At 57.0% G+C, this 25471-nt stretch carries 27 protein-coding genes and 1 pseudogene; 18 read left to right on the top strand and 10 right to left on the bottom strand.

What is annotated here, in order from left to right; translation table 11 throughout:
• Positions 1–56 precede the first annotated feature (56 nt).
• The 5 genes and pseudogenes from mdtM to AC2CGP_RS23425 all read left to right on the top strand — a co-directional run.
• Positions 57–1301: a multidrug efflux MFS transporter MdtM gene (gene mdtM, locus AC2CGP_RS23405; protein WP_213760111.1), complete on the top strand. Its 1245-nt coding sequence runs from the start codon at positions 57–59 to the stop codon at positions 1299–1301.
• A gap of 24 nt (positions 1302–1325) precedes the next feature.
• The gene (locus tag AC2CGP_RS23410) at positions 1326–1565 is read left to right on the top strand and encodes a DUF2164 domain-containing protein (RefSeq protein ID WP_015704280.1); all 240 of its coding nucleotides are present in this window, start codon (positions 1326–1328) and stop codon (positions 1563–1565) included.
• A 97-nt stretch (positions 1566–1662) separates the two neighbouring features.
• A complete protein-coding gene (locus AC2CGP_RS23415) occupies positions 1663–2814 on the top strand; it encodes a double-cubane-cluster-containing anaerobic reductase (protein WP_213760109.1) in 1152 nt (383 codons plus the stop codon).
• A 9-nt stretch (positions 2815–2823) separates the two neighbouring features.
• Positions 2824–3591 carry a putative 2-hydroxyacyl-CoA dehydratase activator YjiL gene (gene yjiL / locus AC2CGP_RS23420; protein WP_063443723.1) on the top strand — a complete coding sequence of 256 codons (768 nt, stop codon included), beginning with the start codon at positions 2824–2826 and terminating at the stop codon, positions 3589–3591.
• Positions 3588–3827, top strand: a pseudogene (locus tag AC2CGP_RS23425) (putative Se/S carrier protein); the annotation flags it as partial. The gene yjiL and the pseudogene AC2CGP_RS23425, both read left to right, overlap by 4 nt.
• 146 nt (positions 3828–3973) lie before the next feature.
• On the opposite strand, the gene AC2CGP_RS23430 reads toward AC2CGP_RS23425, so the two are convergent.
• The 7 genes from AC2CGP_RS23430 to AC2CGP_RS23460 all read right to left on the bottom strand — a co-directional run bounded on the left by AC2CGP_RS23430 (position 3974) and on the right by AC2CGP_RS23460 (position 9566).
• A complete protein-coding gene (locus tag AC2CGP_RS23430; protein ID WP_213760106.1) occupies positions 3974–5077 on the bottom strand; it encodes a M20 peptidase aminoacylase family protein in 1104 nt (367 codons plus the stop codon).
• A gap of 20 nt (positions 5078–5097) precedes the next feature.
• Positions 5098–5565: a YjiG family protein gene (locus AC2CGP_RS23435; RefSeq protein WP_015704275.1), complete on the bottom strand. Its 468-nt coding sequence runs from the start codon at positions 5563–5565 to the stop codon at positions 5098–5100.
• Positions 5558–6241, bottom strand: a complete 684-nt coding sequence (locus AC2CGP_RS23440) for a nucleoside recognition domain-containing protein (RefSeq protein ID WP_020079714.1) — start codon at positions 6239–6241, stop codon at positions 5558–5560. Before AC2CGP_RS23440 ends, AC2CGP_RS23435 begins: the two co-directional genes overlap by 8 nt.
• A 420-nt stretch (positions 6242–6661) precedes the next feature.
• Positions 6662–7726, bottom strand: a complete 1065-nt coding sequence (locus AC2CGP_RS23445) for a DUF2955 domain-containing protein (RefSeq protein ID WP_015368452.1) — start codon at positions 7724–7726, stop codon at positions 6662–6664.
• Positions 7716–8783, bottom strand: coding sequence for an HlyD family secretion protein (locus AC2CGP_RS23450; RefSeq protein ID WP_015368453.1), 1068 nt, complete (start codon positions 8781–8783; stop codon positions 7716–7718). Before AC2CGP_RS23450 ends, AC2CGP_RS23445 begins: the two co-directional genes overlap by 11 nt.
• A 6-nt stretch (positions 8784–8789) precedes the next feature.
• Positions 8790–9254, bottom strand: coding sequence for a MarR family winged helix-turn-helix transcriptional regulator (locus AC2CGP_RS23455; protein WP_015368454.1), 465 nt, complete (start codon positions 9252–9254; stop codon positions 8790–8792).
• Between the two features lie 147 nt (positions 9255–9401).
• Complete coding sequence (locus tag AC2CGP_RS23460; RefSeq protein ID WP_021468364.1) at positions 9402–9566, bottom strand: DUF1127 domain-containing protein; 165 nt, start codon at positions 9564–9566, stop codon at positions 9402–9404.
• A 177-nt stretch (positions 9567–9743) separates the two neighbouring features.
• On the opposite strand from AC2CGP_RS23460, the gene AC2CGP_RS23465 reads away from it, so the two are divergent.
• A complete protein-coding gene (locus AC2CGP_RS23465; protein WP_213760105.1) occupies positions 9744–11156 on the top strand; it encodes an aminotransferase-like domain-containing protein in 1413 nt (470 codons plus the stop codon).
• A 36-nt stretch (positions 11157–11192) separates the two neighbouring features.
• Here the strand turns inward: AC2CGP_RS23465 and AC2CGP_RS23470 are convergent, their stop codons facing one another.
• Together AC2CGP_RS23470 and AC2CGP_RS23475 are read right to left on the bottom strand one after the other, a co-directional pair.
• Positions 11193–11777 (bottom strand): OmpA family protein, encoded by a 585-nt coding sequence (locus tag AC2CGP_RS23470; protein ID WP_213760104.1) that lies wholly within the window; start codon positions 11775–11777, stop codon positions 11193–11195.
• A gap of 3 nt (positions 11778–11780) precedes the next feature.
• Positions 11781–12257, bottom strand: coding sequence for a hypothetical protein (locus AC2CGP_RS23475; protein ID WP_049058330.1), 477 nt, complete (start codon positions 12255–12257; stop codon positions 11781–11783).
• Between the two features lie 475 nt (positions 12258–12732).
• Here AC2CGP_RS23475 and AC2CGP_RS23480 point away from each other — a divergent pair, with 475 nt between their 5' ends.
• Together AC2CGP_RS23480 and AC2CGP_RS23485 are read left to right on the top strand one after the other, a co-directional pair.
• Entirely contained in the window at positions 12733–13650 is a 918-nt protein-coding gene (locus AC2CGP_RS23480) for an acetamidase/formamidase family protein (RefSeq protein WP_213760102.1), read from the top strand.
• Positions 13640–14983: an APC family permease gene (locus AC2CGP_RS23485; protein WP_015368458.1), complete on the top strand. Its 1344-nt coding sequence runs from the start codon at positions 13640–13642 to the stop codon at positions 14981–14983. Before AC2CGP_RS23480 ends, AC2CGP_RS23485 begins: the two co-directional genes overlap by 11 nt.
• A gap of 157 nt (positions 14984–15140) precedes the next feature.
• Here the strand turns inward: AC2CGP_RS23485 and fosA are convergent, their stop codons facing one another.
• Positions 15141–15560, bottom strand: coding sequence for a FosA5 family fosfomycin resistance glutathione transferase (gene fosA / locus AC2CGP_RS23490; protein WP_020079719.1), 420 nt, complete (start codon positions 15558–15560; stop codon positions 15141–15143).
• Between the two features lie 177 nt (positions 15561–15737).
• Between fosA and dagR the strand changes: the two genes are divergently transcribed.
• The 10 genes from dagR (at position 15738) to AC2CGP_RS23540 (ending at position 25151) form a co-directional block, all read left to right on the top strand.
• Positions 15738–18539: a transcriptional regulator DagR gene (gene dagR / locus AC2CGP_RS23495; RefSeq protein WP_020079720.1), complete on the top strand. Its 2802-nt coding sequence runs from the start codon at positions 15738–15740 to the stop codon at positions 18537–18539.
• A 119-nt stretch (positions 18540–18658) separates the two neighbouring features.
• Positions 18659–19087 carry a PTS sugar transporter subunit IIA gene (locus tag AC2CGP_RS23500; RefSeq protein ID WP_020079721.1) on the top strand — a complete coding sequence of 143 codons (429 nt, stop codon included), beginning with the start codon at positions 18659–18661 and terminating at the stop codon, positions 19085–19087.
• 10 nt (positions 19088–19097) lie between these two features.
• Entirely contained in the window at positions 19098–19583 is a 486-nt protein-coding gene (locus AC2CGP_RS23505; protein ID WP_015368462.1) for a PTS sugar transporter subunit IIB, read from the top strand.
• Between the two features lie 24 nt (positions 19584–19607).
• Complete coding sequence (locus AC2CGP_RS23510) at positions 19608–20357, top strand: PTS mannose/fructose/sorbose/N-acetylgalactosamine transporter subunit IIC (RefSeq protein ID WP_015368463.1); 750 nt, start codon at positions 19608–19610, stop codon at positions 20355–20357.
• On the top strand, positions 20354–21214 hold the full coding sequence (locus tag AC2CGP_RS23515) for a PTS system mannose/fructose/sorbose family transporter subunit IID (RefSeq protein ID WP_162182316.1): 861 nt from the start codon (positions 20354–20356) through the stop codon (positions 21212–21214). The genes AC2CGP_RS23510 and AC2CGP_RS23515 overlap by 4 nt, the downstream gene beginning before the upstream one ends.
• Positions 21215–21217: 3 nt before the next feature.
• Positions 21218–22327, top strand: a complete 1110-nt coding sequence (gene dgaE, locus AC2CGP_RS23520) for a D-glucosaminate-6-phosphate ammonia lyase (RefSeq protein WP_020079724.1) — start codon at positions 21218–21220, stop codon at positions 22325–22327.
• Entirely contained in the window at positions 22314–23060 is a 747-nt protein-coding gene (dagF, locus tag AC2CGP_RS23525) for a 2-dehydro-3-deoxy-phosphogluconate aldolase (RefSeq protein WP_020079725.1), read from the top strand. The genes dgaE and dagF overlap by 14 nt, the downstream gene beginning before the upstream one ends.
• 166 nt (positions 23061–23226) lie before the next feature.
• On the top strand, positions 23227–23811 hold the full coding sequence (locus AC2CGP_RS23530; RefSeq protein WP_015704263.1) for a TetR/AcrR family transcriptional regulator: 585 nt from the start codon (positions 23227–23229) through the stop codon (positions 23809–23811).
• A 21-nt stretch (positions 23812–23832) separates the two neighbouring features.
• Positions 23833–24636: a winged helix-turn-helix domain-containing protein gene (locus AC2CGP_RS23535; protein WP_213760100.1), complete on the top strand. Its 804-nt coding sequence runs from the start codon at positions 23833–23835 to the stop codon at positions 24634–24636.
• On the top strand, positions 24633–25151 hold the full coding sequence (locus AC2CGP_RS23540) for a FidL-like protein (protein ID WP_213760098.1): 519 nt from the start codon (positions 24633–24635) through the stop codon (positions 25149–25151). The genes AC2CGP_RS23535 and AC2CGP_RS23540 overlap by 4 nt, the downstream gene beginning before the upstream one ends.
• The last annotated feature ends 320 nt before the right edge of the window (positions 25152–25471 follow it).

Consider the following 25471-nt stretch of genomic DNA (forward strand, 5'->3'; position numbering starts at 1 on the left):
CAATGGTAGCATCTTAACCATTCTAACGATGAATACCCGACGGCAAGGAGACGGCTATGTCATGGATTTCGCGATTGAGCGCCCGCTACTGCGCATCGCTGTTCTTTCCGATGGCGCTGATCCTGTACGATTTTTCCGCCTACCTGACCACCGATCTCATCCAGCCGGGGATCCTGCACGTAGTGCGGGATTTTAACGCCGATGTGGCGTTGGCTCCGGCCTCGGTGAGCCTGTATATGGCCGGTGGAATGGCGCTACAGTGGCTGCTGGGGCCGCTTTCCGATCGTATTGGCCGCCGACCGGTACTGCTGAGCGGCGCGCTGATTTTTACCCTCGCCTGCTTCGCCACCCTGTGGACGACCTCAATGACCCAGTTCCTGATTGCCCGCTTTGTGCAGGGCACCAGCATCTGTTTTATCGCCACCGTTGGTTACGTTACCGTGCAGGAGGCCTATGACGAAAAGCGGTCAATCAAGCTGATGGCGGTGATTACCTCCATCGTGCTGGTGGCGCCGATCGTCGGCCCGCTGTCCGGCGCGGCGCTGATGCACTTTATCCACTGGAAAGCGCTGTTTGGCATTATCGCCGCGATGGGACTGGTAGCCTGGCTGGGTTTACTGTTTAACATGCCGGAGACGGTGCGTCGCGGCGACGTGCCATTCAGCCCGCTCGGCGTGGTGCGCGATTTTCGCGACGTCTTCCGCAACCGCATCTTTTTACTCGGCGCCGCCACGCTGGCGCTGAGCTATATTCCGCTGATGAGTTGGGTGGCGGTATCGCCGGTCATTTTAATGGATGCCGGCGGGCTCACCACCAGCGAGTTTGCCTGGAGCCAGGCGCCGGTCTTCAGCGCGGTCATTATCGCTAATCTGTCGGTGGCGCGCTGGGTGAAAGACCCGACTCGCCCGCGCTTTGTGTTAAGCGCCGTGCCCATCCAGATGATTGGTCTGGCGATCCTGATTATCGGTAATTTGACGTGGCCACACGTCTGGCTGTGGTCGGTACTCGGCACCTGCTTCTACGCCTTCGGCATCGGGCTGATTTTCCCGACGCTGTTCCGCTTTACCCTGTTTTCCAACGACCTGCCGAAAGGTACCGTGTCCGCCTCGCTGAATATCGTGATCCTTAGCGTCAGCGCATTGTCGATTGAAGGCGCGCGCTGGTTATGGTTCCATGGCGGCAGATTGCCGTTCCACCTGCTGGCGGTAGCCGCCGGGATCGTCGCCGCCTGCTGTCTGGCAGGGTTACTCCGTAATTTGCGCCAGCGTTCAGAGGCGGTCATCGAAGCCCGGCAATCCTGAATAACCCACAGAGAATAACCACGCATGAGCGATATTGAACTCAGCCCGGCACAGCGCGATCTGCTGCGCGAGCGGCTAAGCAAGTACTGCGAAGAGACCTTTAACCTGGAGCTGGAACAGTTCGACGCCGAGTTTTTTGTCGACTTTATCGCCAAAGAGCTGGGGCCTTTGTTCTACAACGCCGGTATTGAGGAAGCCATCCGCACCCATCTGGCATGGAGCGAGCGCATTCAGGAAGAGATGGATTTGAAGAAGGTCTATTAACGCCTTCAGGATGGGCGGGAGATCAATAAATACACACAAATAACATGGTTATAATGGCAACTCTTTCATCATCTCCCGTGTACGGGGAAGGAAAATCATGTCGCTTATCACCGATCTACCCGCCCTCTTCGATCAATTCTCAGAAGCTCGCCAGAAAGGCTTTCTCAGCGTAATGGAACTCAAAGAGCAGAACGTGCCGCTGGTCGGTACCTACTGCACTTTTATGCCCCAGGAGATAGCCATGGCGGCGGGCGCCGTGGTCGTCTCACTGTGTTCCACTTCTGATGAAACCATCGAAGAGGCGGAGAAAGACCTGCCGCGCAACCTCTGCCCGCTGATAAAAAGCAGTTACGGCTTCGGCAAAACCGATAAATGCCCCTACTTTTATTTCTCCGATCTGGTGGTCGGCGAAACCACCTGCGACGGCAAAAAGAAGATGTACGAGTACATGGCCGAATTCAAGGCGGTACACGTAATGCAACTGCCGAACAGCGCCAGCGACGCCGCCTCCCGCGCGTTGTGGAAAGCGGAGATCAAGCGTCTGCAGCAGGTGATTGAAACCCGCTTCGCCACGCCCATTAGCGAAGCGGCGCTGCGTGAAGCCATCGTACTGAAAAATAGCGAACGCCGCGCGCTGGCCAACTTCTATCACCTCGGGCAGCTCAATCCGCCGGCGCTTAGCGGCGGCGATATTCTAAAGGTGGTTTATGGCGCTACCTTCCGCTTCGACAAAACCGCGTTGATTGACGAACTCAATGCCATGGCGGAAAACATCCGCCGACAATGGCAGGAGGGAAACCGGTTAGCCTCCCGCCCGCGCATTCTGATCACCGGCTGCCCGATCGGCGGCGCGGCGGAAAAAGTCGTCCGCGCTATCGAAGAAAACGGCGGCTGGGTGGTGGGCTACGAGAACTGTACCGGCGCGAAGGCCACCGAGCGCTGCGTGGCGGAAGATGGCGACGTCTACGATGCCTTAACCGATAAATATCTCGCCATCGGCTGCTCCTGTATTTCACCTAACGACCAGCGCCTGCAATTGCTAAGCCAGATGGTTGAGGAATACCAGGCCGACGGCGTGGTCGATGTCATTCTGCAGGCTTGCCATACCTACGCCGTGGAATCGCTGGCGATTAAGCGTCACGTTCGCCAGCGGCACGACATTCCTTATATCGCGATCGAAACCGATTATTCGACGGCGGACCTCGGCCAGCTCAGTACCCGCGTCGCCGCGTTTATCGAAATGCTATAAGGAGCAAGCGTGATCTACTCGGTAGGTATTGATTCCGGCTCCACCGCCACCAAAGGCATCCTGCTGGCAGACGGCGCCATCGTGCGCCGTTTCCTCAGCCCGACGCCCTTTCGCCCCGCCGATGCCATTCACGAGGCCTGGGAGACGCTGCGCGCGGGCCTCGCGGCAACGCCTTTCTTAACCCTCACCGGCTATGGTCGCCAGTTGGTCGATTTCGCCGATAAACGAGTCACCGAAATTTCCTGTCACGGGCTCGGCGCGCGCCTGCTGGCGCCGGAAACCCGCACGGTGATTGATATCGGCGGCCAGGACAGCAAAGTCATTCAGTTGGATGCAAAGGGCAACCTCAGTGATTTTCTGATGAATGACAAATGCGCCGCTGGTACCGGGCGCTTTCTGGAAGTGATTTCACGGACCCTCGGCGCCAGCGTCGACCAGTTGGACACTATTACCGAAGGTGTAGAACCGCACGCCATCACCAGCATGTGTACGGTTTTTGCCGAATCGGAAGTCATCAGCTTGCGTTCCGCGGGGGTTGCGCCGGAGGCGATTCTGGCCGGGGTGATCAACGCCATGGCGCGGCGCAGCGCGAACTTTATTGGCCGTTTATCGACGCAGGGACCGCTGCTGTTTACCGGCGGCGTCAGCCACTGCGCCGCCTTCGCCCGCATGCTGGAGAAGCATGTTGGCATGCCGGTCGCGACCCATCCCGACGCCCAGTTTGCCGGGGCAATCGGCGCGGCGCTGATCGGCCAGCGCCAGCGGAGGCGCGGATGAGCAAATATCTATTCTTATTCCATTCAACGGCGGGCGTCGTGCGGATGCGCAAAGCCCTGCAGGCGGCAGGAATGACCTTCGAGGTGAAGGATATTCCCCGCCAGCTGCGCAGCGGCTGCGGGTTGTGCATTTACCTGAGTTGCATGCCGGGCGATGAGCAACGATGGGTTATACCCGGCGAAACGGCAGCCCTGTTTCACGTCGCCGGAAATGACTATCACCTGTTGGCGACCTATGCGCACCGCGGTAGCCCGGATGAGGCGTTAGCCGACATCCGGGACTCTTCCCCGGTAGCGCTTACGCGTACCGGGGCTACCGACCAAATGCCCAACCGTAACCCGGGTAAGGCGTAAGCCGCTACCCGGGGGCTGGCAGCTTAGCCTCAACCCAACAGTTGGCGAACGCAGGATTTGAATACCCGCACGCCATTCGCCAGCGCGGTGCGATCGAAATGCATCTCCGGATGATGCAGGCCCGGCTGCAGGTTGCAGCCCAGCCCCCAGAAGCCGCCTTTCACTGCCGGGCGCAAACGCAGGTAGTGAAAAAAGTCCTCGCTACCCGGCGTACTCTTCGCGGCCGTTAAGCCCGCCTCGCCAAAGGTTTCGCGAATTGCCTGGCTCACGATAGCCGTGGCGTCTTCATCGATAATCGCCGCTGGCATCTCTTTGACGATCCGGATATCCGCACTGGCGCCATATGCTGCGGCGCTGCTCTCAATCGCTCTCACCACCCGCTCTTTGAGCGTCGCCATGCCGTCATTTTCCTCACAGCGTAGATCCCAACAGACGTGCGCGTTCTCCGGCACAGAATTGGTGACGCCCGCATCGCAAAGAAAACGCGTCGCTTTCGCGCTCCAGGTGAGTGAAGGCGCCAGATGGATGCCATTCACCGCCTGTACCGCATGCGAAGCGGCATCCAACGCGTTTATGCCCAGCTGGGGGCGAGCGGCGTGGGCGGCTTTGCCGTGGAAATCAACCATCACCGTCGCGGAGGCGGAGTAGTACATCGCCGGAACGGCCTTGCCCATCGGACACTCTTCCAGTGGCCGGAGGTGGAAGCCAAATAACATTTCCACGTCATCCAGTACCCCGGCCTCCGTTAACGCAATCGCCCCCGTACCCAGCTCTTCGGCAGGCTGAAATAACACTTTTAACTTGCCACGTTTTACCAGCCTTTCGGCGAGGATCTCTTCAGCGGCGGTTAATACCACCGAGGAGTGACCATCATGGCCGCAGGTATGACGGGCCTCTAAGCGCCCATCGATAATATGGCCCAGCGCATCCATATCTGCCCGCAGCGCCACCACAGGCCCTGGTTCGCCGCTATCGATTTCGGCGACAATCCCGGTGGTCCCGCCAACATGGCGGTGAACTCTGAATCCCGCCGCTTCTAAGATATCGCCGATGTAAGCCGAAGTTTTGTACTCCTCAAAGCCCAGCTCAGGAATTTGATGCAGATAATTGAAATGTTCTAACGTTCGCGACACGACTGACTCCTTGCCTTTTATTATGCAATCACGCGCATGACCAACATGGCGATGACGGCGTTGATAATGCTCACCGCCATCAGCAGCGGCCAATACTTTTTCGGTACATCCGCCACCCCAAGCAGCCGCCCCATATACTGTAGCTGCGATCCCATCAGAAAGATCGCCGGGATCAGGATGGTGATGTCCGCCACGTTGAGGGTGCCTTTACTCAACAGGCTGACAGCAACTCCGGTCCCCGCCGAGGCGGAAAGCCAGGAGGTCAGCAACACGGTAATCGCTTCGCCCGGCAGGCCAAACAGCCCCATCAGCGGCGCGCACAGCTGGCCGATTAACTGCATCACCCCGAGCAAATTAAGCATTTCGGCAATCACATACGCCATTAATACATTCGGCATCAGGTTATTGATGGCGATATTAAATCCTTTACGTGCGCCAATAACAAAAATATCAAACGGGTTACTGGCGACTTTTGGCGAATTATTCATTATCAAAGTCCCCTTTGTAGGCGGTATTTAAAACCAAACGGGTGATTGCCGCACCAACGAATTTCAGGACAAACATTAAAAGCAGCGGAATAATAATAGGAATGGTTAATGAGGCAAAAAGCGCTGAACCAATTGAGAAATAGTTATTAATCAGACCGGCGCCGGAATATTGCCATGCCCCCATAATCACCACATCTTTACGACTGATTTTTTTACTGTCATACAGTTCTTTGGTCAACGCGGCGCCGGCATCGGTGCTTTGTAGATCGGTAATCAGCGCCAGACCGGTATAACCGGGGATCCCCAGTAACGGACGTAATAGCGGCGTCAACAGTTTATGCGCCGCGCGTATTGCGCCATAGTGGGTAAAAATTTCCAGCAACCCGAGCGCTAACATCACCGTTGGAACCAGCGACAGCGCAAAGAGGAAACCGGCCTTAGCGCTGATGCCGCCGCTACCGATGAAAGTATTGGTTTCCGGGGTCTTCATCGTGCCAAACGCGCCGCCCAGGGTGGTGAAGTCAAAGGCTCCCAGCCATGCCATTCCTTCCACTTTAAAAAGCAGCCCGGAGAAGACTAATAACACCACGACCAGCGAGATCCATGCTCCCGGCCCAACCCGCCACTCAGTTGTTGCGTCGTTGGAGGAACGTTCCAACGTTTTATTTTCACTCATACCCTATCCTCACATCATGAAATATCTGTTTAGTTGTTAGCAATGTGGCGGCTTTTTAATGTATTGCCTTTTTGATTTATAACGTTGATATAAGACACCCTGCAATAAATAAGACACGTCCCTTTTTCCGAAAATTCATCAGAATGCATGCGCCTTACTTATTTATCTTTTTTGTGGCATATCGATATCTTATTTTTGGCAACCACTGCGACTACTGCCTTATTTTCATGATGGTTTACTCCCGTTTTTTCTCCTTTTCTATTTTCTGCACGAATAATGATTATCTATAACTAGCCGGGAAGCCGATATTGTGGGGATCTATTATGACTGAGTTTGCCGCCCGGGAAGCGATAGCCCACGGCATTTTGCGGGCTATCCCTGGCGATCATCCCATTGCCAGCAGGGCCTGACGATGTGACATCATTCACTCACTACAAAGCGAGTCGGCGCGAAGCAGTTCAGTACCCGATGGACCAGAAACACCATGGTCAGCGTCGCCACCAGCGATACCGTGACTGAAGTAATACGGTACAGATCGCTGAACACCAGATCCTGATTCGGATGCAGATTCTGGCCAAACATAATACCGATAGTGGTGATGCTGGCGAATCCCACGCCCGCGCCCACTTTTTCCATCACGTGCAGGCGGGCGCTAAAGGCCAGACCAAGACCAATCAGCGGCATCATCAGGATCATGTGGTTGCTGAAATCATAGATAATCAGCTGCACCACCAGAATGTACAGACAAGCCAGTACCACCCCCGCCACACGCCAGATCGAGCTGATTACCGCGCCGCGATAATGCATCGGGAACAGGATCAGTACCCCGGCCATCAGCGCCGATAGCGAATCGCTCAGATCGCAGATCTGGAAGATCACAAAGATAATGGTCGCAACCGTGCCGGAAAGCAGCGATTCATGGCGGATCCGCGCGGCGTCTTTCTCTATGCGCGGCGGCGGCTTACGCGGTTCGACATCCGGGATCAGGTAGTGCAGCAGCGCGCTCAGCGCCACCGCCATCACGCAGGCCTCCATATTGGAGAACATCAGCGTGTGCCAGTTGCTGGTGGGATAGCTCATAAAATTGAGCATCGTGCTCTGGCACACCACGCCCATCGAACCCAGCAGGAACAGCGGCCCCTGGCTCATGAAGCGAAAACGCATCACATACAGGCCGAACACAACTAACGTCATGATCACCGGCCACTGCGACAGATAGCCAACGATGAGCACCATTTCGACGCAATTGACCGCCGCGCTGAACACAAACTGCCGGGCGACGTGGCGGTTGAACACCGGCACCAACGACATCAGCATCAGCGGATAAACGACGAAAAACACGCCATACTGCACGTCGTAGAAGGTCGAAATACTCAGCGCGATGGTCCCGGCGACGGCAATGCGTACCGTCTGACGAAAATCATTGGCCGTATAGACGATATTGCCGTGCGGGGTAAAGACGTGCGCCAGGGTGTTAATAGACATAGTGCAACCAGCTCACCAGGTGGATCTGCAGGCCGGCAAAGGTGCGGGCGAAAGGGCCGTCGCTATTGTACAACTGGACGGTGGCGCGGGCGCCGGTCGGCAGCGGCTTATCCAGAGGTTGATCCAGCGCGACGTGAATCCGCATGCGCTGCGCATCGCGCACCCAGCGGGTAGACTGCTCAGGCTGCGACAGTTGGCCATTCACCGCTTCCTGACCGGCAAGAATACCGGCGTCGCTGCTGGTCACGTGCGCCGGGAACACTTTACCCGGCAGGGCATCGAAAACCACCGCCGCGTCGGTATTCACCGCCGTATGGCGCAGGCTTTTTTCACGAAAGTCGGCGACGATATCGGTATTGTTGTTAACCAGCGCCAGCACGGCGGTAGCGGCGGTGGCGTAAATTCCCGGATTAAGCTGCAGGTTGCTGACCATACCGTCGGTCTCAGCGCGCACCTGGGTCCAGCCGAGGTTGAGCTGCGCCTCTTCCAGCGCGTTGCGATATTTCTGCAGCGTCACGTTGCGCTTGTCGTCGCGCTCGCCGCGCTGGATCAGCAGGTTCTGAATCTGCGCATTCAGGGCGCTGACCGATTGTTCGCTGGTCTGCCATGTCGTGCGCACCTTATCGAGATCCGATTGCGACACGTTTTGCATGGTGCTCAGGCGCTGGTAGCGGTCGAGAGTGACTTTGTCATTACGCGCGGTGTACTGCGCGGTGCGCAGGTTGGCGCGAGCGGCGGCGATTTGCGCATCCAGCTGCTGGTTGCTCAGTTTGGCCTGTTCAAGGGCGATTTGCGCCGCTTCAACTTTATTAATGAATGGCGTGGGATCGAGCTCATACAGCAGGTCGCCTTTTTTCACCTGGCTATTGTTGTGCACGTAGACGTGCGAGACGTAGCCGGAGACCCGCGACGAGACCGGAGTCACCACGCGCATCACGGTGGAATCCGGGGTTAGCGGGATCCAGATATCGGCAACGATAAACCAGGCGAATATCACCAGGAAAGCGGCAATACTTACCCTTACCCAGCGGGCAAATTTTTGTTCTGGCGTCATCATAGTGTTTTAGATCTTGTTATCTTCTTCGCGGATTGTCCGCAAGTTGCAGGCGATTTGATTTAACGTGGCGCTGAAGGTGTCGAGATCCGCATCGGGGATGGTTTCCGTCACGCGCCGTTGATAAGTCTCAATGACGCGGTTCAGCTTTTCCAGGATGGTACGGCCTTCTGCCGTCAGCGTAAGCAGGCGGATGCGCTTGTCGTATGGCGATGTTGAGCGCAGTAGATACCCCTGCTTTTCCAGCTGCGTGAGGGTGCGCATCAACGGCGGCAGTTCAATACCCTGCACTTCCGCCAGTTCGCTTACCGAGACGTTGCACCCCAGCTGATGCAGCTGCATCAGCACCGTCCAGCTTGACTGGGTCAGGCCGGTATCGGTAATGGCGCTGTCGATAATCGCGCGCCACTGGCGCACCACCATCGCCATACGCATCCCCATCGGGCGGCGGGCAAACAGTTCGTCTTCGGTCATGTTACTTTCCTCACTTAGCTGTGGGGAAAATAATACTTATCAGGGTAAGTATCAAGAAACGAAGGATGTAGAAGCATCAATTGATAAATTTTGTGAATGTAATTCCCCGGTAGCGCTGACGCTTACCGGGGCTACAAAACGCACTTTTTAATTAATCTGATCCCGGCGCAACCCGACATCTTTCAGCTGTTCGTCGCTCATTCGCTGCAATATTTTGCGCGTTTGCCCACGAAGCCACCATTTTCTAATCGCTCGCACCAGAAATACCCAGCCGATAAACGGCTGTTTTGCCCGATTCTCGTGAAATTCCATCCTCTACCTCCTCGCCTTGCCAGAGGCTTTATCTTCACGGATCCGGGCCAGAACAATACAGATTCACAAAACACTTTTCTTTAACATACAGATTGGCTAAAACGTACACCATGCCCCATTTTTGACCGCCATCTGTACTGGTTTATCTATCTGTATGGCGATAATTAAGGATACAGCATGACCCGTTATCAACATCTGGCCAGCCTGCTGGCTGAGCGTATCGAACAAGGTCTGTATCGCCACGGCGAAAAGTTGCCGTCGGTGCGCAGCCTGAGCCAGGAGCATGGCGTCAGCATCAGTACCGTTCAGCAGGCCTACCAGACGCTGGAACAGCAACAGCTGATCGTGCCGCAGCCGCGCTCCGGCTATTTCGTCGCCCCGCGCAAAGCCCAGGCGCCGGTGCCGCCGATGTCGCGCCCGGTGCAGCGCCCGGTGGAGATCACCCAGTGGGACCAGGTGTTGACCATGCTCGATGCGCGCAACGATAAATCGATCATCACCTTCAGCGGCGGTTCGCCGGACGTCACCCAACCAAGCCTTAAGCCTATCTGGCGCGAACTGAGCCGGGCAATTCAGCACAACCTCAGCGAAGTGCTTAACTACGACGAGCTGGCCGGGCGTCGCGAACTGCGCGAACAGATCGCCCGCCTGATGCTCGACGGCGGCTCAGTCGTCACCGCCGACGATCTGCTGATCACCAGCGGCTGCCACAACGCATTATCGCTGGCGCTGCTATCGGTGTGTCATCCCGGCGATATCGTCGCTGTCGAATCCCCCTGCTACTACGGCACTATGCAGATACTGCGCGGCCTGGGGCTGAAAGCCATTGAGATCCCAACCGATCCGGAATCCGGGATCAGCATCGAGGCCTTAGAGCTGGCGCTGGATCAGTGGCCAATCAAAGGGGTGATCCTGGTGCCTAACTGCAACAATCCGCTGGGATACATCATGCCTGACGCGCGCAAACGCGCGGTGCTGTCCCTTGCCCAGCGCCACGATATCGTGATTTTCGAGGATGATATTTACGGCGAGCTGGCGACCGAATACCCGCGCCCGCGCACGATTCATTCATGGGATATCGACGGTCGGGTGATACTTTGCAGCTCGTTTACCAAGACCATCGCCCCCGGCCTGCGCATCGGCTGGATTGCCCCCGGCCGCTACTACGATCGTCTGCTGCAGATGAAGTACGCCGCCAGCGGCACCAACGTCCCTTCCACCCAACTGGCGGCCTGTAACTTTATTCGCGAAGGCCATTACCACCGCCACGTGCGGCGGATGCGGCAGATCTATCAGCGTAATATGGAGATCTATACCTGCTGGCTGCGGGAGTTTTTCCCCTGCGGCATCTGCGTCACCCGGCCGAAAGGCGGCTTTATGCTGTGGGTCGAGCTACCGGAGCAGGTGGATATGGTCTGCGTCGCCAGGCAGCTGTGTCGGCTGAAGATCCAGGTCGCGCCAGGATCGCTGTTTTCGGCATCCGGGAAATATCGTAACTGCTTAAGGATCAACTGCGCCCTGCCGCCGATCGAGAAGCATAAAGAGGTGATGGTCAAGCTGGGGGAAGCGGTGAAGGTGGCGATGGAGTAAGAGGCCGTACCGGAATTATCCATGTGCGACGGCGGCTCACTCTTTCTTCTTCGGCAAGATAAAATCGACGCGACGATTTTTCGCGCGCCCGGCGTAGTTATCGTTACTCGCCACCGGCTGACTTTCGCCTTTGCCCTGCTCGCGCAGGCGTGATGGCTCCACCCCGTGGGCGATCAGCCATTTGCCGACCGCGCGGGCGCGACGTTGCGACAGGTCGAGATTGTACTTATCGCTGCCCACTGAATCGGTATGTCCTTCGATCGTCACCACGCCGGCAGGATCGTCGGCGATCAGTTGTGCGACCTTTTTCAGCGTCGGTTCGGCTTTTTTGGCAATCGCATCGCTATCAAAAGCGAAGAGCACGTCGCTGCGCATCGACAGCGTCACCGCGTCTTTATCGTCGCGGAAAGAGATATCCGCCGACTGCTTCGCCAGATCCGCCGCCTTACTCTGCAAATCCAGCACCGCGCCGCCGGTATCCGCGGGGAAACCTACCAGATCGAGGGTTGTCGCTTGCAGATCGAGGATCGTCGGCGGCGCATGCGCCGGCGACTCTTCCGCCCCTGCGGGGGAGCACAGCGCCAGGCCGCCGATGAACAGGAGTTTGTACAGGCCGCTCATTGCTTAACGATCCGTAATGGCGATGGGCCCGAGCGGCTCAACGTTTTCAATAGTCAGGTAGACTTCTTTGACATCCTTTGGCGGCGCCGGGAAGCTACCGTACCACGACCCAACGTACGGCACGCCGGCGCGTGAGCTAAACATCACACTATTCGGAGCCAACGGGACGCCATTGGAATCGGTCAGCAGCAGGTATTTCTTATTACCCACCAGCAGATAGAAAGATTTGGCGAGAGCGTCTTTATCAATTCCGGTATACAGGGATTGCCCGGTCAGGTTATCGGTGAGGCCCTTAAAGCGCACCTTGACGGTCAGAATGTCCCCGTGGCGAACCGCTTCCACCACCTGCGCTTCCGCCGTTCCCGCACTCACCATCCCGGTGGCCAACGGCGCGGTAGTCGGCTCCTCTGCCAGCACGACGCTCGGGACAACCAGCGCGGTCAACAGACAGGAGGCAACGAAGTTTTTCATTCGCTTCATGTTGAGGTCCTTATTCTGTAGGGCGCTGTCTTTGTTATTTATTATTTTCAATAACATAGGAAAGTCGCCGGGAGAGTAATGCCCTCGAAGTATAGTAAAACGTCCCGCTATCACCCCTACCGCGGGCAAAAACGTCGGTGGGATCACATTTAGCGGTTCTCTGCTTCTTTCTACCCGCTCACTGCCCCCTAAAAGATATAAGCGCCCCAGCGGATTAATCCGCTAAAAATTGAGCAATCGTATGAAATATAATTTTCAAAAAAAGCAAAAACTCAGATTTATATATAGAAAAAAACCTGTGTTATAAAATTAAGAACAATAATATCTGCTGGGTAATTATATTAATATTTTGATTTATAAATTATGAGGTAGCAGTGCGCCTGGTTGTCTTAATAAAATAATGCCTATAAAGTCAAAATTCCCCACCGGGAAACGCTAATTATAAAAAACATAACAACATCATTTGGAAAACATCATGAAAATAACCCGCGATCAGGTAGTCTATGCGATGTCGCGCGACAACGCCCCCGTCGCCACGGTAGCCAGCGGTAGCGAAGTCACTTTTGAAACCTGCGACTGCTTCTCCGATCAAATCACCTCAGCCGATGCCGTCTTTAATGAACTGGACTGGCAGCGCATTAACCCGGCGACCGGCCCCGTCTTTATTGAAGGCGCAGAGCCGGGCGATTGCTTAAAAGTCAGCATCAAACGCATCACCCTGACGGCTCAACAGGCGGTGATGGTGACCGCGCCGCAGCTCGGCGTCATTGGCGATGAACTGCATGAGCCCACAGTCACCATCGTCCCAATCGTCGAGGATCATGCGGTCCTCCCGGGAAACGTGCGCGTGCCATTGAAGCCGATGATCGGCGTCATTGGCGTTGCTCCAGCAGGAGAACCCATTTCCTGCGGCACGCCGGATAGTCACGGCGGCAATATGGACTGCAAAATGATCGCCGCCGGCAGCACGCTGTGGTTGCCGGTCAACGTGCCTGGCGCGCTATTCGGGCTGGGCGATTTACACGCCGCGATGGGGGATGGCGAAGTGTCTGTCTGCGGTCTGGAAGTGCCGGGCGAAGTCCTCGTTGAGTTAACCGTTGTTAAAAACCGTCAGCTCCCCTTACCGATGCTGGAAAACAACGAAACGATTTTCACCCTCGCCTCCGCCGTTACCCTCGACGATGCGGCAGCCCTTGCGGCACGTAATATGGCCCATTTCATCGCCGACAATACCGCATTAACGCTGGCTGAGGCGATTAACGTACTGAGCATCGCCGGAGACCTACAAATTTGCCAGGTCGTTGATCCGCTGAAAACCTGCCGCTACTCGCTGCCGAAAACGGTCGCCAAACAGCTTTCTCTGTCGATTGATGGGGGCAAGCATGAGCGTTGAACAGTTCGGCTATAAACAGGAGCTCCATCGAGCGCTGACCTTCCGCGATCTGCTGGTTTACGGCATGATTTTTATGGTGCCCATCGCCCCTTTCGGCGTCTTCGGCTACGTCTGGGATGGCGCGCAGGGCATGGTGGCGCTGGCTTATCTGATCGGCATGGTGGCAATGTTTTTCACCGCCATGAGTTACTGGTCGATGTCGCGCGCATTCCCGGTTTCCGGTTCGGTATACGCTTACGCTCAGCGCGGAATACACCCTATCGTCGGCTTTTTTGCCGGCTGGCTGATTTTGCTGGACTACATTCTGGTGCCATCGCTGCTGTATATCGTCAGCGCGGCGGCGCTGGGGCCGATGCTGCCTGGCGTTCCGGGCTGGGTCTGGATTATCGGCTTCATCGCGATTAACAGCCTGATTAACTTACGCGGCATTACCTTTACCGCGCGGGCGAATAATACCATTTTGGTTGCTGAAATCGTGGTGCTCACTATTTTTGTGGTGCTGGGATTGATTGCGCTTTATTCCGGAGCCGGGGCAGGCCACCTGACGCTCGACCCCTTGTATAATGCCGATAAATTCAGCCTGCCGCTGGTGATGGGCGCAGTCTCGATTGCCGTGCTCTCTTTCCTCGGCTTCGATGGTATATCGACGCTGTCGGAAGAAACCAAAGGCGGCGTCGATACCGTCGGCAAGGCCTCGTTAGGCGCCCTGATGCTGGTGGGTACGCTGTTCATTGTCCAGACCTGGATTGCCGCGGACCTGGCGCAGGGTATGAAATTTGGCAGCCTCGATACCGCGTTCTACGACACCGCCAATCTGGCCGGCGGCCAATGGCTGAAATACGTCACCATGTGGTCCACGGTGATTTCCTGGGGGATCGCCAACGCGCTGGTTGCTCAGGCGGCGGTTTCACGCATCCTGTTTGCGATGGCCCGCGATAAGCAGCTCCCGCAGCTGCTGGCGAAGGTGCATCCGCGCCTGAAAACCCCGTATGTCAGTACCTTATTTGTCGCGCTGATTTCACTGGTTTCCGGTCTCTGGTTCTACGGCGATATCGACAACCTCAGTCGGCTGGTGAACTTCGGCGCGCTGATGGGCTTTCTGGTGCTGCACGTGGCGGTGATCAACCACTATCTGATTCGCCAAAAGTCGCGCAATCTGGTGATGCACCTGCTCTTCCCGGTGATTGGGCTGTGCATTATCGGCTTTGTCATTTATGAGATGGATGTTGAAGCCAAAGTGCTCGGCCTGAGCTGGCTGGCCGTCGGCGTGGTGTATTACGCCATTATGCGTCTGGTGCTTAAGCGCAACGTGGAGCTGAATCTGGAAGGGTAAACACCACCGGGCGTCGGGCTCGCCGCTATTTGCGGGCCCGACGCCCCTGAGTATTTCCCCGCTAGCGCTGCGCTTAGCGGGGCTACTGGTTCACAGCCGTTTGCGGGCCGGTAGCCCGGACAAGGCGCGGCAAGCGCCGCCTCCGGGAGACTCTCCATCACTCTTCAAAAAACACCATCCCCTTATACGGCTGTTCGCGGCAGGCGGCCAGGCGCTGGGCGAGGCTGCCGACGTGCAATTCCAGCTTGTGGCCGTCGGGGTCGAGGAAATAGTGCGATTCGCCTTCGCTACGGTTTAGCTTCCATACCGCTACGCCAGCGACCTCAAGACGGGCGGCAAAGCTGGCGAAATCCGCCTCGCTGATGCTAAACGCATAATGGGTGTAGTCGCTCTCCTCCGGCGGAGTGACGCGCCGCTGCGGATCCAGCGACAGGCACAGCCACAGATCGCCGCAGGAAAGATACGCGCCGCTATCCCAGCGCGCGTGCAGCGTCATGCCGAGTAGCCGACGATAAAACGCCACGCTCGGCGCCAGCTGGCTGACCGCCAGGGTCAGATGATTTAATCCGCTCAACATATCTGTTCCTCCGGTGAGATGCGCTAACCATACCCAATCCCACCCTAAACCACCATTGTGGCAGCGAAAGGACATCCTGCTGGCCGCTAAGACCGGCAACTTCGCCCCCGGTCTCTTTCTGACGCCGCGTAATAGTGTATGTTCTCAACTATCGACATTGAACAACCCGGTAACGAGATGAGACGTATTGAGATAGTACTGCGGGAGCTGGAGAGGCTGAGCCAGGCCGTGACGCTGGAGGATTTAGCCAGGGGCTCGAACGCCTTCACCGCAGAGCAAATCGGCTTTAACCTCGGGCTGGCGCGCAACTCGGTGAGTAAAGATCTCAATCAGCTATGGAGCGACGGGCTGGTGATTAAAACGCGCGGCCGCCCGGTGTTCTTTTTACATCGCCGGACGACGGAAACGCTGCTCGACCGTACGCTGACGGAAAGCGAACGCGAGCCGGCAACGCTCGCCGATCTCCTGCCGCAGCCACAAGATAACAATGAGGCTGTCGACCCGTTCGCCATGCTGATCGGCCACGATCGCAGCCTGCACGATGCCGTGGAAAAGGGTAAAGCCGCGGTGCTGTATCCCCACGGCCTGCACGTCCTGCTGACCGGCCCTTCCGGCGTGGGTAAAACCTTTTTTGCCGAACTGATGCACCGATACGCCTGCGAGCATGCCGGTGAAAAACGGCCGCCGCTGGTCTACTTCAACTGCGCGGAATACGCCAACAACCCGGAACTGCTGTCATCGCATCTCTTTGGCCACCGCCAGGGCGCCTTTACCGGGGCGACGGAAAACAAAAGCGGGCTGATCGAACAGGCCGACGGCGGCTATCTGCTGCTGGATGAAGTGCATCGCCTGCCCTATGAAGGGCAGGAAAAGCTCTTCTCGCTACTGGATAAAGGCGAATATCGCCCGCTCGGCGCCAGCGGCCCGGCGCGCAATATCGCCGTACGTCTGATTTGCGCCACCACCGAGCCCGTCAGCTCATCGCTCTTACGTACCTTCCAGCGGCGTATCCAGGTGGCTATCGATTTGCCAGGTATCCGCCAGCGTTCGGTTGAGGAGCAGATTGAACTGATCATCGGCTTTTTACAACGTGAAAGCCGCAAGATCGAACGCACGGTGAGTATCGATAAAACCTTGCTGCTATGGCTGCTGAATAAGCCGCTGGAGGGCAATATCGGCCAGCTCAAAAGCGATATCCAGTTTTTGTGCGCCCAGGCATGGGCCTCGGGGATGGCGGCCCATAACGAAGTATTGCTACTGGATAGCAAACTGGCGGACGGCCCAATCAATGCCACGCCGGAGCAGCGACAGCTGGTCGATGCGCTGTTTAACGGCCGTCCCCTGCTAAACATCGATGCCCGTACTCTTCCGCAGTTGAAAAGTTCAGCGGCCGATGACAGCGTCGAGGAGAGCGACCTGTTCTACAGCTTCCTGACTCGCGAGTACGTTAACCTGCGCAACAGCAACGTGCCGCCCGCCGAGACGCTGGCGATCCTTAAAAATAAGCTCAGCTCGATTTTTGAATATGGCCTCTATAGCCGCGATAACGCCAGCCATGCCCCGCGCTATGGCGATCGGATTGAAGAGCGGGTGGATCTGCTGATCGGTTACGTTGAGCAGGTACTCGGCTTCGCCCTGCCGGAAAACCTGGTCAACCCGCTGCGTAAACACTTTCTCGCTCTCATCAGCTACGTACAACGCGGCCTGATCCCGCAGTTATACTCTTCGAGCCTGATCCTCGATCGCTGCAAAGATGAATACGATAACGCCACTCTGTTGTGCAAGAAGATCAACGATCTGCTGCATATCCAGTGTCCGGCCACCGAGGTGGTCTGGCTGTGCCTGTTCCTCAAAGAGTGCCGCCATTACCGCCAGCGCATCACCGCCAGCCCTGACTGCGGGGCGATCCTCATTGCCCATGGCGCCACCACGGCCACCAGCATGGCGCAATACGTCAATCGGGTGCTGGAGCGCGAATTGTTCAACGCTATCGACATGCCGTTCGAACAATCGGTGCACGATACGCTGGAAAAGCTGATCCAGTTGATCCACAGCAAAGGCTGGCAGCGGCTGATCCTGATGGTAGACATCGGATCGCTGGTCCATTTCGGTAGCACCATCAGCAAACTGTTCCAGATCGATGTCCTGCTGATGCCGAATATCACCCTGACCAGCCTACTGGAGATCGGTCTCGATCTCAGCTACGAAACCGGCGACCTGCCGCGGTTGGTCAATCTGATGCAGGAAAAAGGTATCGCCAGCCAGCTATGCACGCCGCAGCAGGAGAACGCCGGCAAGGTGCTGGTTATCTCCTGCATTACCGGCATGGGCACGGCGGAAAAAATCAAAAAGGTGCTGGAGGAGAGCTTTGGCGAGCTGATGTCGCAGGATACCCGGATGGTTATCCTCGATTACAACGAAGTTCGCAGCCCGGAGCGCCTGCAGCAGGCGATCAGGGCGCATGAACGGCTGGCGGGTATTGTCGGGACATTCCAGCCGGGGCTGCCCGATATCCCGTTTATCTCGCTGGAGGAGCTGTTTTCCGAGCAGGGGCCGGAGCTGGTGCTCAGCCTGCTGACCCCCGATTTGTCCAGCAGTGAACGTCGTCTGGAGATGGAGCGCAGCGCTTCACGGTTTATCAGCGCCCTGACCATGGAAAGCATTATCAACCATATTTCGGTGCTCAATCCGCAGCGCATATTAAAAGAAATGGAAGGGATCCTGAATCAGCTCAGGAACACACTGGCCATCGCGCCTAACCGCCAGGTGACACTACGCTTTCTGATCCACTGCTGCTGTATGGTCGAGCGTATCGTGATTAACCGTAAACCGTTACAGATGGCGCTGGAAACGCGGCCGGATATGGACGCTCAGGCATTTAGTGTCATCAAATCGGCTTTCCATCCGGTTGAAGAGGCCTACGCCATCCGTTTATCCGATGCCGAATACATTTATATCTACGAATTATTATTTAGTTAACTCCTGTTCTGGCGCGGCTTTGCGGCCCGCCAGCCCTTTCCTCTTTGGTAGATGACACAAATTGTGGCACGCGCTTTGCTCTTATTAGTGCGTCAACGATTCGGCGCCAGGAGGCCACTTTGTCATCCACTGAACCTACCACCCAGTTACCCCAGATTCTGCTGCTGACGCACGGCGGCTGGGGCACGCAACTTTGCGACAGTCTACGCATGGTGACCGGCGAAATCGCCGGCGTCAGCGAAATCGCGCTTATGCCGGTCGATACCCTCGGCGAGTTTTATCAGCGCGTCGAAGCGGCCGTGCAGGCGATGCCGGCAGGATCGCTGATTTTGACCGATTTTCTCGGCGGCACCACCTCCAACGTCGCCGCGCGCCTGAGCGCGGATTACCCCATCGCCGTCGTCTGCGGGCTCAACGCCTCGCTGCTGCTGGAGGCGTTGGATCTGCGCGAACAGGGTCCGCTCACCGGCTGCGTTGATGCGCTGGTCGAAGCAGGACGCAGCAGCTGCCGCGACGTTGTCGCTCACGTGAACCAGTTAACTTCTTAAGGAGCCCATCATGGCAAAAATCGTTTTATGTCGTATCGATAGCCGTCTGATCCACGGTCAGGTCGTCACCAAATGGGTCGGCCAGTCGCAGGCCAATCGTATCGCCGTGGTCAGCGACGAGCTGGATGCCGATCCGTTTATGAAAAATATCTATTTAATGGCCGCGCCGCCGAACATCAAAGTCGACTGTTACGGCAACGCCAGCTTCGCCGCCGCCTGGAAAGAGAATCAGCTCGGCGATGGCAATGTGCTGGTGCTGTTCCCGTCACTGTCGGCCGTTCAGGAAGCCGTCCAGTTGGGCTTTGACGTGCAGACGATTCAGGTTGGCGGGCTGGGCGGCGGGCCGAACCGCAAGGCCGTGTTCCAGAACATCACCCTTGATGAAAAAGACGTCGGCATCCTCGGCGCTCTGAAAGATAGCGGCATTCAGGTGTTCTTTCAGACCATCCCGGAAGATAAACCACAGTCACTGGACGACATCCTGAAAAAATTCTAACCAGTTGATAAAAAGGTAAAAACTATGGATACCTTACTCTTTGCGAGCCTGATGGGGTTGTATTACTGGTTCGCCCGATTACGTTTAGGCTATACCTTCTCCGCCATGTTGCTGCAGCCCGTGGTGATCGCCGTATTCGTCGGCCTGCTGCTGGGCGATATGAAAACCGCGATGATCATCGGCGCGGGTATGCAGCTGGTCTATCTTGGAGTGACCTCCACGCCGGGCGGCAACGTGCCGTCGGACCCGGCGCTGGCCGCCTGTATCGCCATTCCGATCGCCGTGAAGGCCGGGATGGAGCCCAACCTGGCGATCGCGCTGGCAATCCCGTTTGGCGTCATCGGGGTATTCCTCGATCAGTTGCGCCGCACGCTCAACGCCGCGTGGGTGCATATGGCCGACAAACACGCCGAAAGCGCCAACATGGCGGGCATCATGCGCTGCGCCTTTATCTATCCGGCGCTGCTGGGGCTGGTGCTGCGTTTCCCGGTGGTCTTCGCCGCCAACTACTTTGGCCAAAGCGTAGTGGAAAAATTCCTCAAACTGATGCCGCACTGGCTGACCCACTCGTTTGAAATTATGGGCGGTATCCTGCCGGCGCTGGGCTTTGCCATCACCATCATGGTGATCGGCAAAAAGAGCCTGCTGCCGTGGTTTATCGGCGGATTTTTCGCGGTGCTCTACCTGAAGGTGGACATCATGGCGATGGCGATTTTCGGCACCTGCGTCGCCTTCCTGATTAAAGGCCTGGCCAAAAATGAAGGAGCTGCATGATGAGTAGCGATGTAATGGAACATGAACTGGTTGAACGCGCCCGCGAAACCCAGGCGCTGAGCAAAGCCGATATCACCAAGGCCTGGCTGATTTACTGGCTGGGGGCGGAGGTATCCAGCTCCTACGAACGTCTGCAGAGCCTGATTTTCTGCGCCTCAATGACGCCCATTATCAAAAAGCTGTACCCGGAAAAAGAGGAGCAGACCGAGGCGCTCAAACGTCACCTGAACTTCTTTAACTCGGAACAGACTTTCGGCTCGGTTATCCAGGGTATCTCCATCGCCATGGAAGAGCAGAAAACCCGCGGCGAGCCGATCAGCGATGCTTCAATCACCGGGATCAAAACCGGCCTGATGGGGCCGCTGGCCGGGATGGGCGACTCGATTATCTGGGCCGCGGTGATGCCGTTGCTGATTGCCATTTTCATCCCCTTCGCCGCCAGCGGCAGCGCGTTCGGCGGGATCGCCCCGCTGATCCTCTACCCGGCGATCACCATGGCGATAAGCTACGGACTGGTGCATAAAGGCTACACTCTGGGCCGTGACTCCATTATCGGCCTGCTGCAAGGGGGGCGAATTAAAGAATTGATTTACGGCGCCAACGTGCTGGGTCTCATCATGATGGGCGCGCTGTCGGCAAGCTACGTCAAAATCACCACCCCGCTGAAAATCAGCGCGCTTAAAGGCTCGGAAGTGGTGGTCCAGCAGATCCTCGACTCGATTGCCCCCGGCCTGCTGCCGCTGGCGGCGGTGTTCGCTATCTATTTCTACTTACTGAAAAAAGGGCCGCGCTACACCACCATTTTACTGTCAATCGTTGCTATCAGCATCGTCTGCTCGCTGTTGGGAGTGCTGTAAATCATGAACGGCAATATATACCAGCAACTGGGCTTAAAACGGGTGATTAACGCCTGCGGTAAAATGACCATCCTCGGCGTGTCCGCCGTCGACCCGCAAGTGATGCAGGCCACCGCGCAGGCGGCGGGGGCCTTCGTCGAAATCGATAAATTAACCGACCGTGCGGGCGAGCTGATTTCCGCCCACACCGGCGCGGAAGACAGCTATATCACCTCCTGCGCCTCCGCCGGTATCGCTATCGCCGTCGCGGCGGCGATCACCCGCGGCGAGCCGGAAAAGGTGGCGCAGATGCCGGACAGCAGCCAGTGGCCGAACGAGATAGTGATACTGCGCGGGCATAATGTCGATTACGGCGCGCCAATCACCAGCGCCATCCGCCTCGGCGGCGGGCGCATTGTCGAAGTCGGCTCCAGCAATCTGGCGGCACGCTGGCAGCTGGAGAGCGCGGTGAACGCACGCACGGCGGCGCTTCTGTATGTGAAATCGCACCACTGCGTGCAGAAAGGCATGCTCGGTATTGACGATTTCGTGCAGGTTGCCCGCCAGCATAATCTGCCGCTGATCGTCGACGCCGCCGCCGAAGAAGACTTGCGCCAGTGGGTTGCCAGCGGCGCGGACATGGTTATCTACAGCGGGGCGAAAGCTTTTAATGCTCCAACCTCAGGCTTTATTAGCGGCAAGCGCACCTGGATCGCCGCCTGTAAAGCCCAGCACCACGGTATCGCGCGGGCGATGAAAATCGGCAAAGAGAATATGGTCGGTCTCGTCTACGCGCTGGACCGTTACCGGACAGCGGCGCCGGCGCCTGACGCCGCCGCGCTGCGTCCATTCGCCGAGGCGATTTCCGCGCTACCCGGCCTGTGCGCCGATATCGAGCAGGATGAAGCCGGTCGCGCCATCTGGCGCATTCGGGTCAGCGTCGACGCCAATGAACTGGGACTCAGCGCCCGTGAGGTTGAAGCTCAGCTACGCGGCGGCGATATCGCTATTTACGCCCGCCGCTACTATCTGCATGAGGGCCATTTTAGCCTTGACCCCCGCACCGTCGGCGAAGGAGAAATGTCGCTCATCGTCGCGCGCTTACAGGAGATTACGCAGCATGCAGCGGATTAACTTTTATCGCCAGCGGGTGGCGATTAACGTGCTGGCGAAGGATATCGCCAACGCCCGGGAAATCTATGACGCCGCTGAAGGACACGCGGTGATTGGCGTACTCTCAGCGCAATTTACCAGCGTCGAACAAGGCATTGCAGAAGTGCGCCGCTGGATGGCGGAAGTGCCTTCTATTTCCGTCGGTCTCGGCGCCGGCGATCCGGCGCAGTTTTACAAAGCGGCAATGATCGCCGCAAAGCTCCACCCCGCTCACGTCAACCAGACCTTCACCGGCAGCGGCTTTGCCGCCGGGGCGCTGGCGGCGACCGGAGGCCAGCAAACCTTTATTAATGCGCTGGTCAGCCCCAGCGGCACGCCCGGTGAAGTACGTATCTCCACCGGCGTGCGCAGCGCCAAGGGCATCCCGGCCCAGGTTTCCTGCGATGCGGCGGTCAGAATGATGCAGGATATGGGCGCGCACGCGGCTAAATTTTTCCCGATGGGGGGCGAAAAGTCGCTGGCGGAGCTGAAAGCGCTCGCCCAAAGCGCGGCAGAAAACGGTATGACGCTGATTGAGCCCACCGGGGGCATCGATCTCGATAACTTTGCGCTGATTCTGCAAACCTGCCTGCAGGCCGGCGTCGCGCAGATCATGCCACACGTGTACAGCTCCATTATCGATCCGCAAAGCGGCAATACCCGCCCGCAAGATGTCCATGCTCTGATGAACATCGTCAAGGAACTGGTCGATTAATCCCCCCGCGCGTGCGGTGTAGGCCACTATTACCGCACGCACTAACTGCCTGATCTGCTGAAGGTCACTGTCAATCTGTGAGCCTCCACGCAATAACCGCATCCCGCCGTGCAAAGCGCCCTCTCATATTGATAGCGATCAAGAATAATCATACCGTCTGGTCGGTATGATCCGGGCCATGAACATGGAAGCCCAGCATCGTAAAAAAGACCCCGTCCGTTTGCATCGTCAACTGCTTGAATCGGCGGCGATGATTGCCGGCCGGGACGGTATCGCCGCCCTGTCGCTGAACGCCGTCGCCCGCGAAGCTGGCGTCAGCAAAGGCGGGCTCATGCACCATTTTCCCAATAAACAGGCGCTAATTTTCGCCCTGTTCGCCCGGCTGTTGGCGATTATGGAAAAGGCGATTAGCGAGCTGATGGCCGCCGATAACATCGCTTACGGGCGCTTTACCCGCGCCTATTTGCGCTATCTGTCCAACCCGGAGCTGACGGATACCCACGAAAGCCGGCAACTGATGGTGCTGTCTCTGGCGATGCCCGACGAACCGGTGCTGCGAAAGTGCTGGCGCGACTGGATGCTGGATCATCTGGCGCAGGGCGATGCGCTCGATAACGGCCCGACCGGCACGCTGGTGCGCTATGCCGCCGACGGCATCTGGTTATCGGAACTGACCGAAGGGCGCACCATGAGCAGCGAACACCGCCAGGCGCTGGTAAACGATCTGACAAAAATGACGCTTCCCGCGTGAAGCGAGTAGAGTGAGGCCGCGATGCGCTACAACATCAATGCCCGTCTCATTTATGACGCAACGGACGGCACCCTAACATTACCGGGCGGCAATGAGCCGGATAGCCAGCTATCCATTACCGCCAACGCGCTGCTCTATTTTTTTCTTCGCCATACCGGCGTTGTCAGTCGCGATGAAGTGTTGAAAAAGGTCTGGGACGATAACGGCTTAACCTCATCCAACAGCAATCTCAATCAATACCTGAGCATGCTGCGCAAAACCTTTCGCCACTACGATATCGATAACATTATTGTCACCGTGTCGCGCGGCATGCTGCAGCTGAATCAGGATCTCAGCATCGAACTGCTCGATGCCGAGCCGACGCCCGCCGATGCCGTTCTCACATGCGCTACGCCTGATGAAGCCGCCCCCGCTGCGGCGCCGACGCCGCCCGCCGCTTCTCTACATGCGCGCGGTATGTGCTGGTATCTGGCCGGCGGCTGTCTGCTGCTCATCGCCCTGCTGCTGGTGGCATTTAGTCTCGCCGGCACCCACGTCGCCCGGCCAATCAATCTGACGCTGATGAGCCACAGCCAGTGCGAACTGCTGGCCAGCGATGAAATGCTGCGTTCGGTTTCCGCCACGGCCTACGGTAAGAATTTTGATGAGGTGCGTCAGCGGCTGAAGCTCAGCTGCAAGCCGGGGGAGCGTTTCGTTTTCTTCTACGGCGACCGGCTGGAGACTAACGGCCTGGGCCGGGTATTTCTCGCCCACTGCGCGATGCACGAAGACACCCCATTTAGCTATTGCGATAACTACTTTTACTACTCCTGGAAGCCGCAATGAGACTCGCGCCCCGCCCCTTTTTCGCCCTCTCCGCCATCGCGTTTATCGCCGCCGCCGGTTTTAGCGCCTGGCGCCTGCTGCCGGATGCCAACGACGGCGTGATGAGCTGTTCCACCAAAGCAATCATGCGTTTTGAGAACATGGAAAAAGAGAATGTGAACGGCAATATTCATTTTAATTTTGCCGCCAACGGCAACGGTTCGATGGTGGTGGAAGGCTATACCGATTCCGCCGCCGGCTGGCTCTACCTGCAGCGCTACGTCAAATTCAGCTACACCAGCCAACGCATCTCGGCAACCGAACGCCACTACCGCATTAAAAAATGGGAATCCAGCGCCTCATCCATCGACGAATCGCCGAATGTCATCTTCGACTACTTCATGCGCGAGATGTCCGACAGCCACGATGGCCTGTTCCTCAACGCGCAGAAGCTTAACGACAAAGCTATCCTGCTGAGTTCTATCAACTCGCCGCTCTACATCTGCACGCTGAAGTCCGGCAGCGCGCTTAACTAACCCATCCCCCCCCTGTACCGCCGCGAGGAAAATGCGCCCTCGCTCACGCGCCATTATTGCCCCCTCTTTCCACGATGCTAAAAGCGCACGTTTTGCATTTAGCTTCGACGCCAAAACATGAGCATACCCACAATTATCCCATGGCTATATTACTAACCGCTGGCAAGTAATTAGCATCTTATTAACATTCATCTCCCGCCGATAAATAGCCTAAAAAAGCGCCATATCATCATAAAAATCAATACGCATAAAACAGAACGAACAGATAAACAGAAGGCTAAATAAGGCTAAATCACAGAGTAAAAACCTAAAATATTCAT

Source organism: Klebsiella sp. SYXHC3, assembly GCF_057196925.1.

Bases quoted from the DNA above. Each gene is read 5' to 3' on its own strand.
- AC2CGP_RS23465 (WP_213760105.1), top strand. From the start codon at position 9,744: ATGACCCGTTATCAACATCTGGCCAGCCTGCTGGCTGAGCGTATCGAA.
- fosA (WP_020079719.1), bottom strand. From the start codon at position 15,560: ATGTTGAGCGGATTAAATCATCTGACCCTGGCGGTCAGCCAGCTGGCG.
- mdtM (WP_213760111.1), top strand. From the start codon at position 57: ATGTCATGGATTTCGCGATTGAGCGCCCGCTACTGCGCATCGCTGTTC.
- dagF (WP_020079725.1), top strand. From the start codon at position 22,314: ATGCAGCGGATTAACTTTTATCGCCAGCGGGTGGCGATTAACGTGCTG.
- dagR (WP_020079720.1), top strand. From the start codon at position 15,738: ATGAGACGTATTGAGATAGTACTGCGGGAGCTGGAGAGGCTGAGCCAG.
- AC2CGP_RS23460 (WP_021468364.1), bottom strand. From the start codon at position 9,566: ATGGAATTTCACGAGAATCGGGCAAAACAGCCGTTTATCGGCTGGGTA.
- AC2CGP_RS23535 (WP_213760100.1), top strand. From the start codon at position 23,833: ATGCGCTACAACATCAATGCCCGTCTCATTTATGACGCAACGGACGGC.
- AC2CGP_RS23505 (WP_015368462.1), top strand. From the start codon at position 19,098: ATGGCAAAAATCGTTTTATGTCGTATCGATAGCCGTCTGATCCACGGT.
- AC2CGP_RS23470 (WP_213760104.1), bottom strand. From the start codon at position 11,777: ATGAGCGGCCTGTACAAACTCCTGTTCATCGGCGGCCTGGCGCTGTGC.
- AC2CGP_RS23475 (WP_049058330.1), bottom strand. From the start codon at position 12,257: ATGAAGCGAATGAAAAACTTCGTTGCCTCCTGTCTGTTGACCGCGCTG.
- AC2CGP_RS23410 (WP_015704280.1), top strand. From the start codon at position 1,326: ATGAGCGATATTGAACTCAGCCCGGCACAGCGCGATCTGCTGCGCGAG.
- AC2CGP_RS23455 (WP_015368454.1), bottom strand. From the start codon at position 9,254: ATGACCGAAGACGAACTGTTTGCCCGCCGCCCGATGGGGATGCGTATG.
- AC2CGP_RS23530 (WP_015704263.1), top strand. From the start codon at position 23,227: ATGATCCGGGCCATGAACATGGAAGCCCAGCATCGTAAAAAAGACCCC.
- AC2CGP_RS23450 (WP_015368453.1), bottom strand. From the start codon at position 8,783: ATGATGACGCCAGAACAAAAATTTGCCCGCTGGGTAAGGGTAAGTATT.
- AC2CGP_RS23480 (WP_213760102.1), top strand. From the start codon at position 12,733: ATGAAAATAACCCGCGATCAGGTAGTCTATGCGATGTCGCGCGACAAC.
- AC2CGP_RS23415 (WP_213760109.1), top strand. From the start codon at position 1,663: ATGTCGCTTATCACCGATCTACCCGCCCTCTTCGATCAATTCTCAGAA.
- dgaE (WP_020079724.1), top strand. From the start codon at position 21,218: ATGAACGGCAATATATACCAGCAACTGGGCTTAAAACGGGTGATTAAC.
- AC2CGP_RS23515 (WP_162182316.1), top strand. From the start codon at position 20,354: ATGATGAGTAGCGATGTAATGGAACATGAACTGGTTGAACGCGCCCGC.
- AC2CGP_RS23435 (WP_015704275.1), bottom strand. From the start codon at position 5,565: ATGAATAATTCGCCAAAAGTCGCCAGTAACCCGTTTGATATTTTTGTT.
- AC2CGP_RS23485 (WP_015368458.1), top strand. From the start codon at position 13,640: ATGAGCGTTGAACAGTTCGGCTATAAACAGGAGCTCCATCGAGCGCTG.
- AC2CGP_RS23510 (WP_015368463.1), top strand. From the start codon at position 19,608: ATGGATACCTTACTCTTTGCGAGCCTGATGGGGTTGTATTACTGGTTC.
- AC2CGP_RS23540 (WP_213760098.1), top strand. From the start codon at position 24,633: ATGAGACTCGCGCCCCGCCCCTTTTTCGCCCTCTCCGCCATCGCGTTT.
- AC2CGP_RS23440 (WP_020079714.1), bottom strand. From the start codon at position 6,241: ATGAGTGAAAATAAAACGTTGGAACGTTCCTCCAACGACGCAACAACT.
- AC2CGP_RS23445 (WP_015368452.1), bottom strand. From the start codon at position 7,726: ATGTCTATTAACACCCTGGCGCACGTCTTTACCCCGCACGGCAATATC.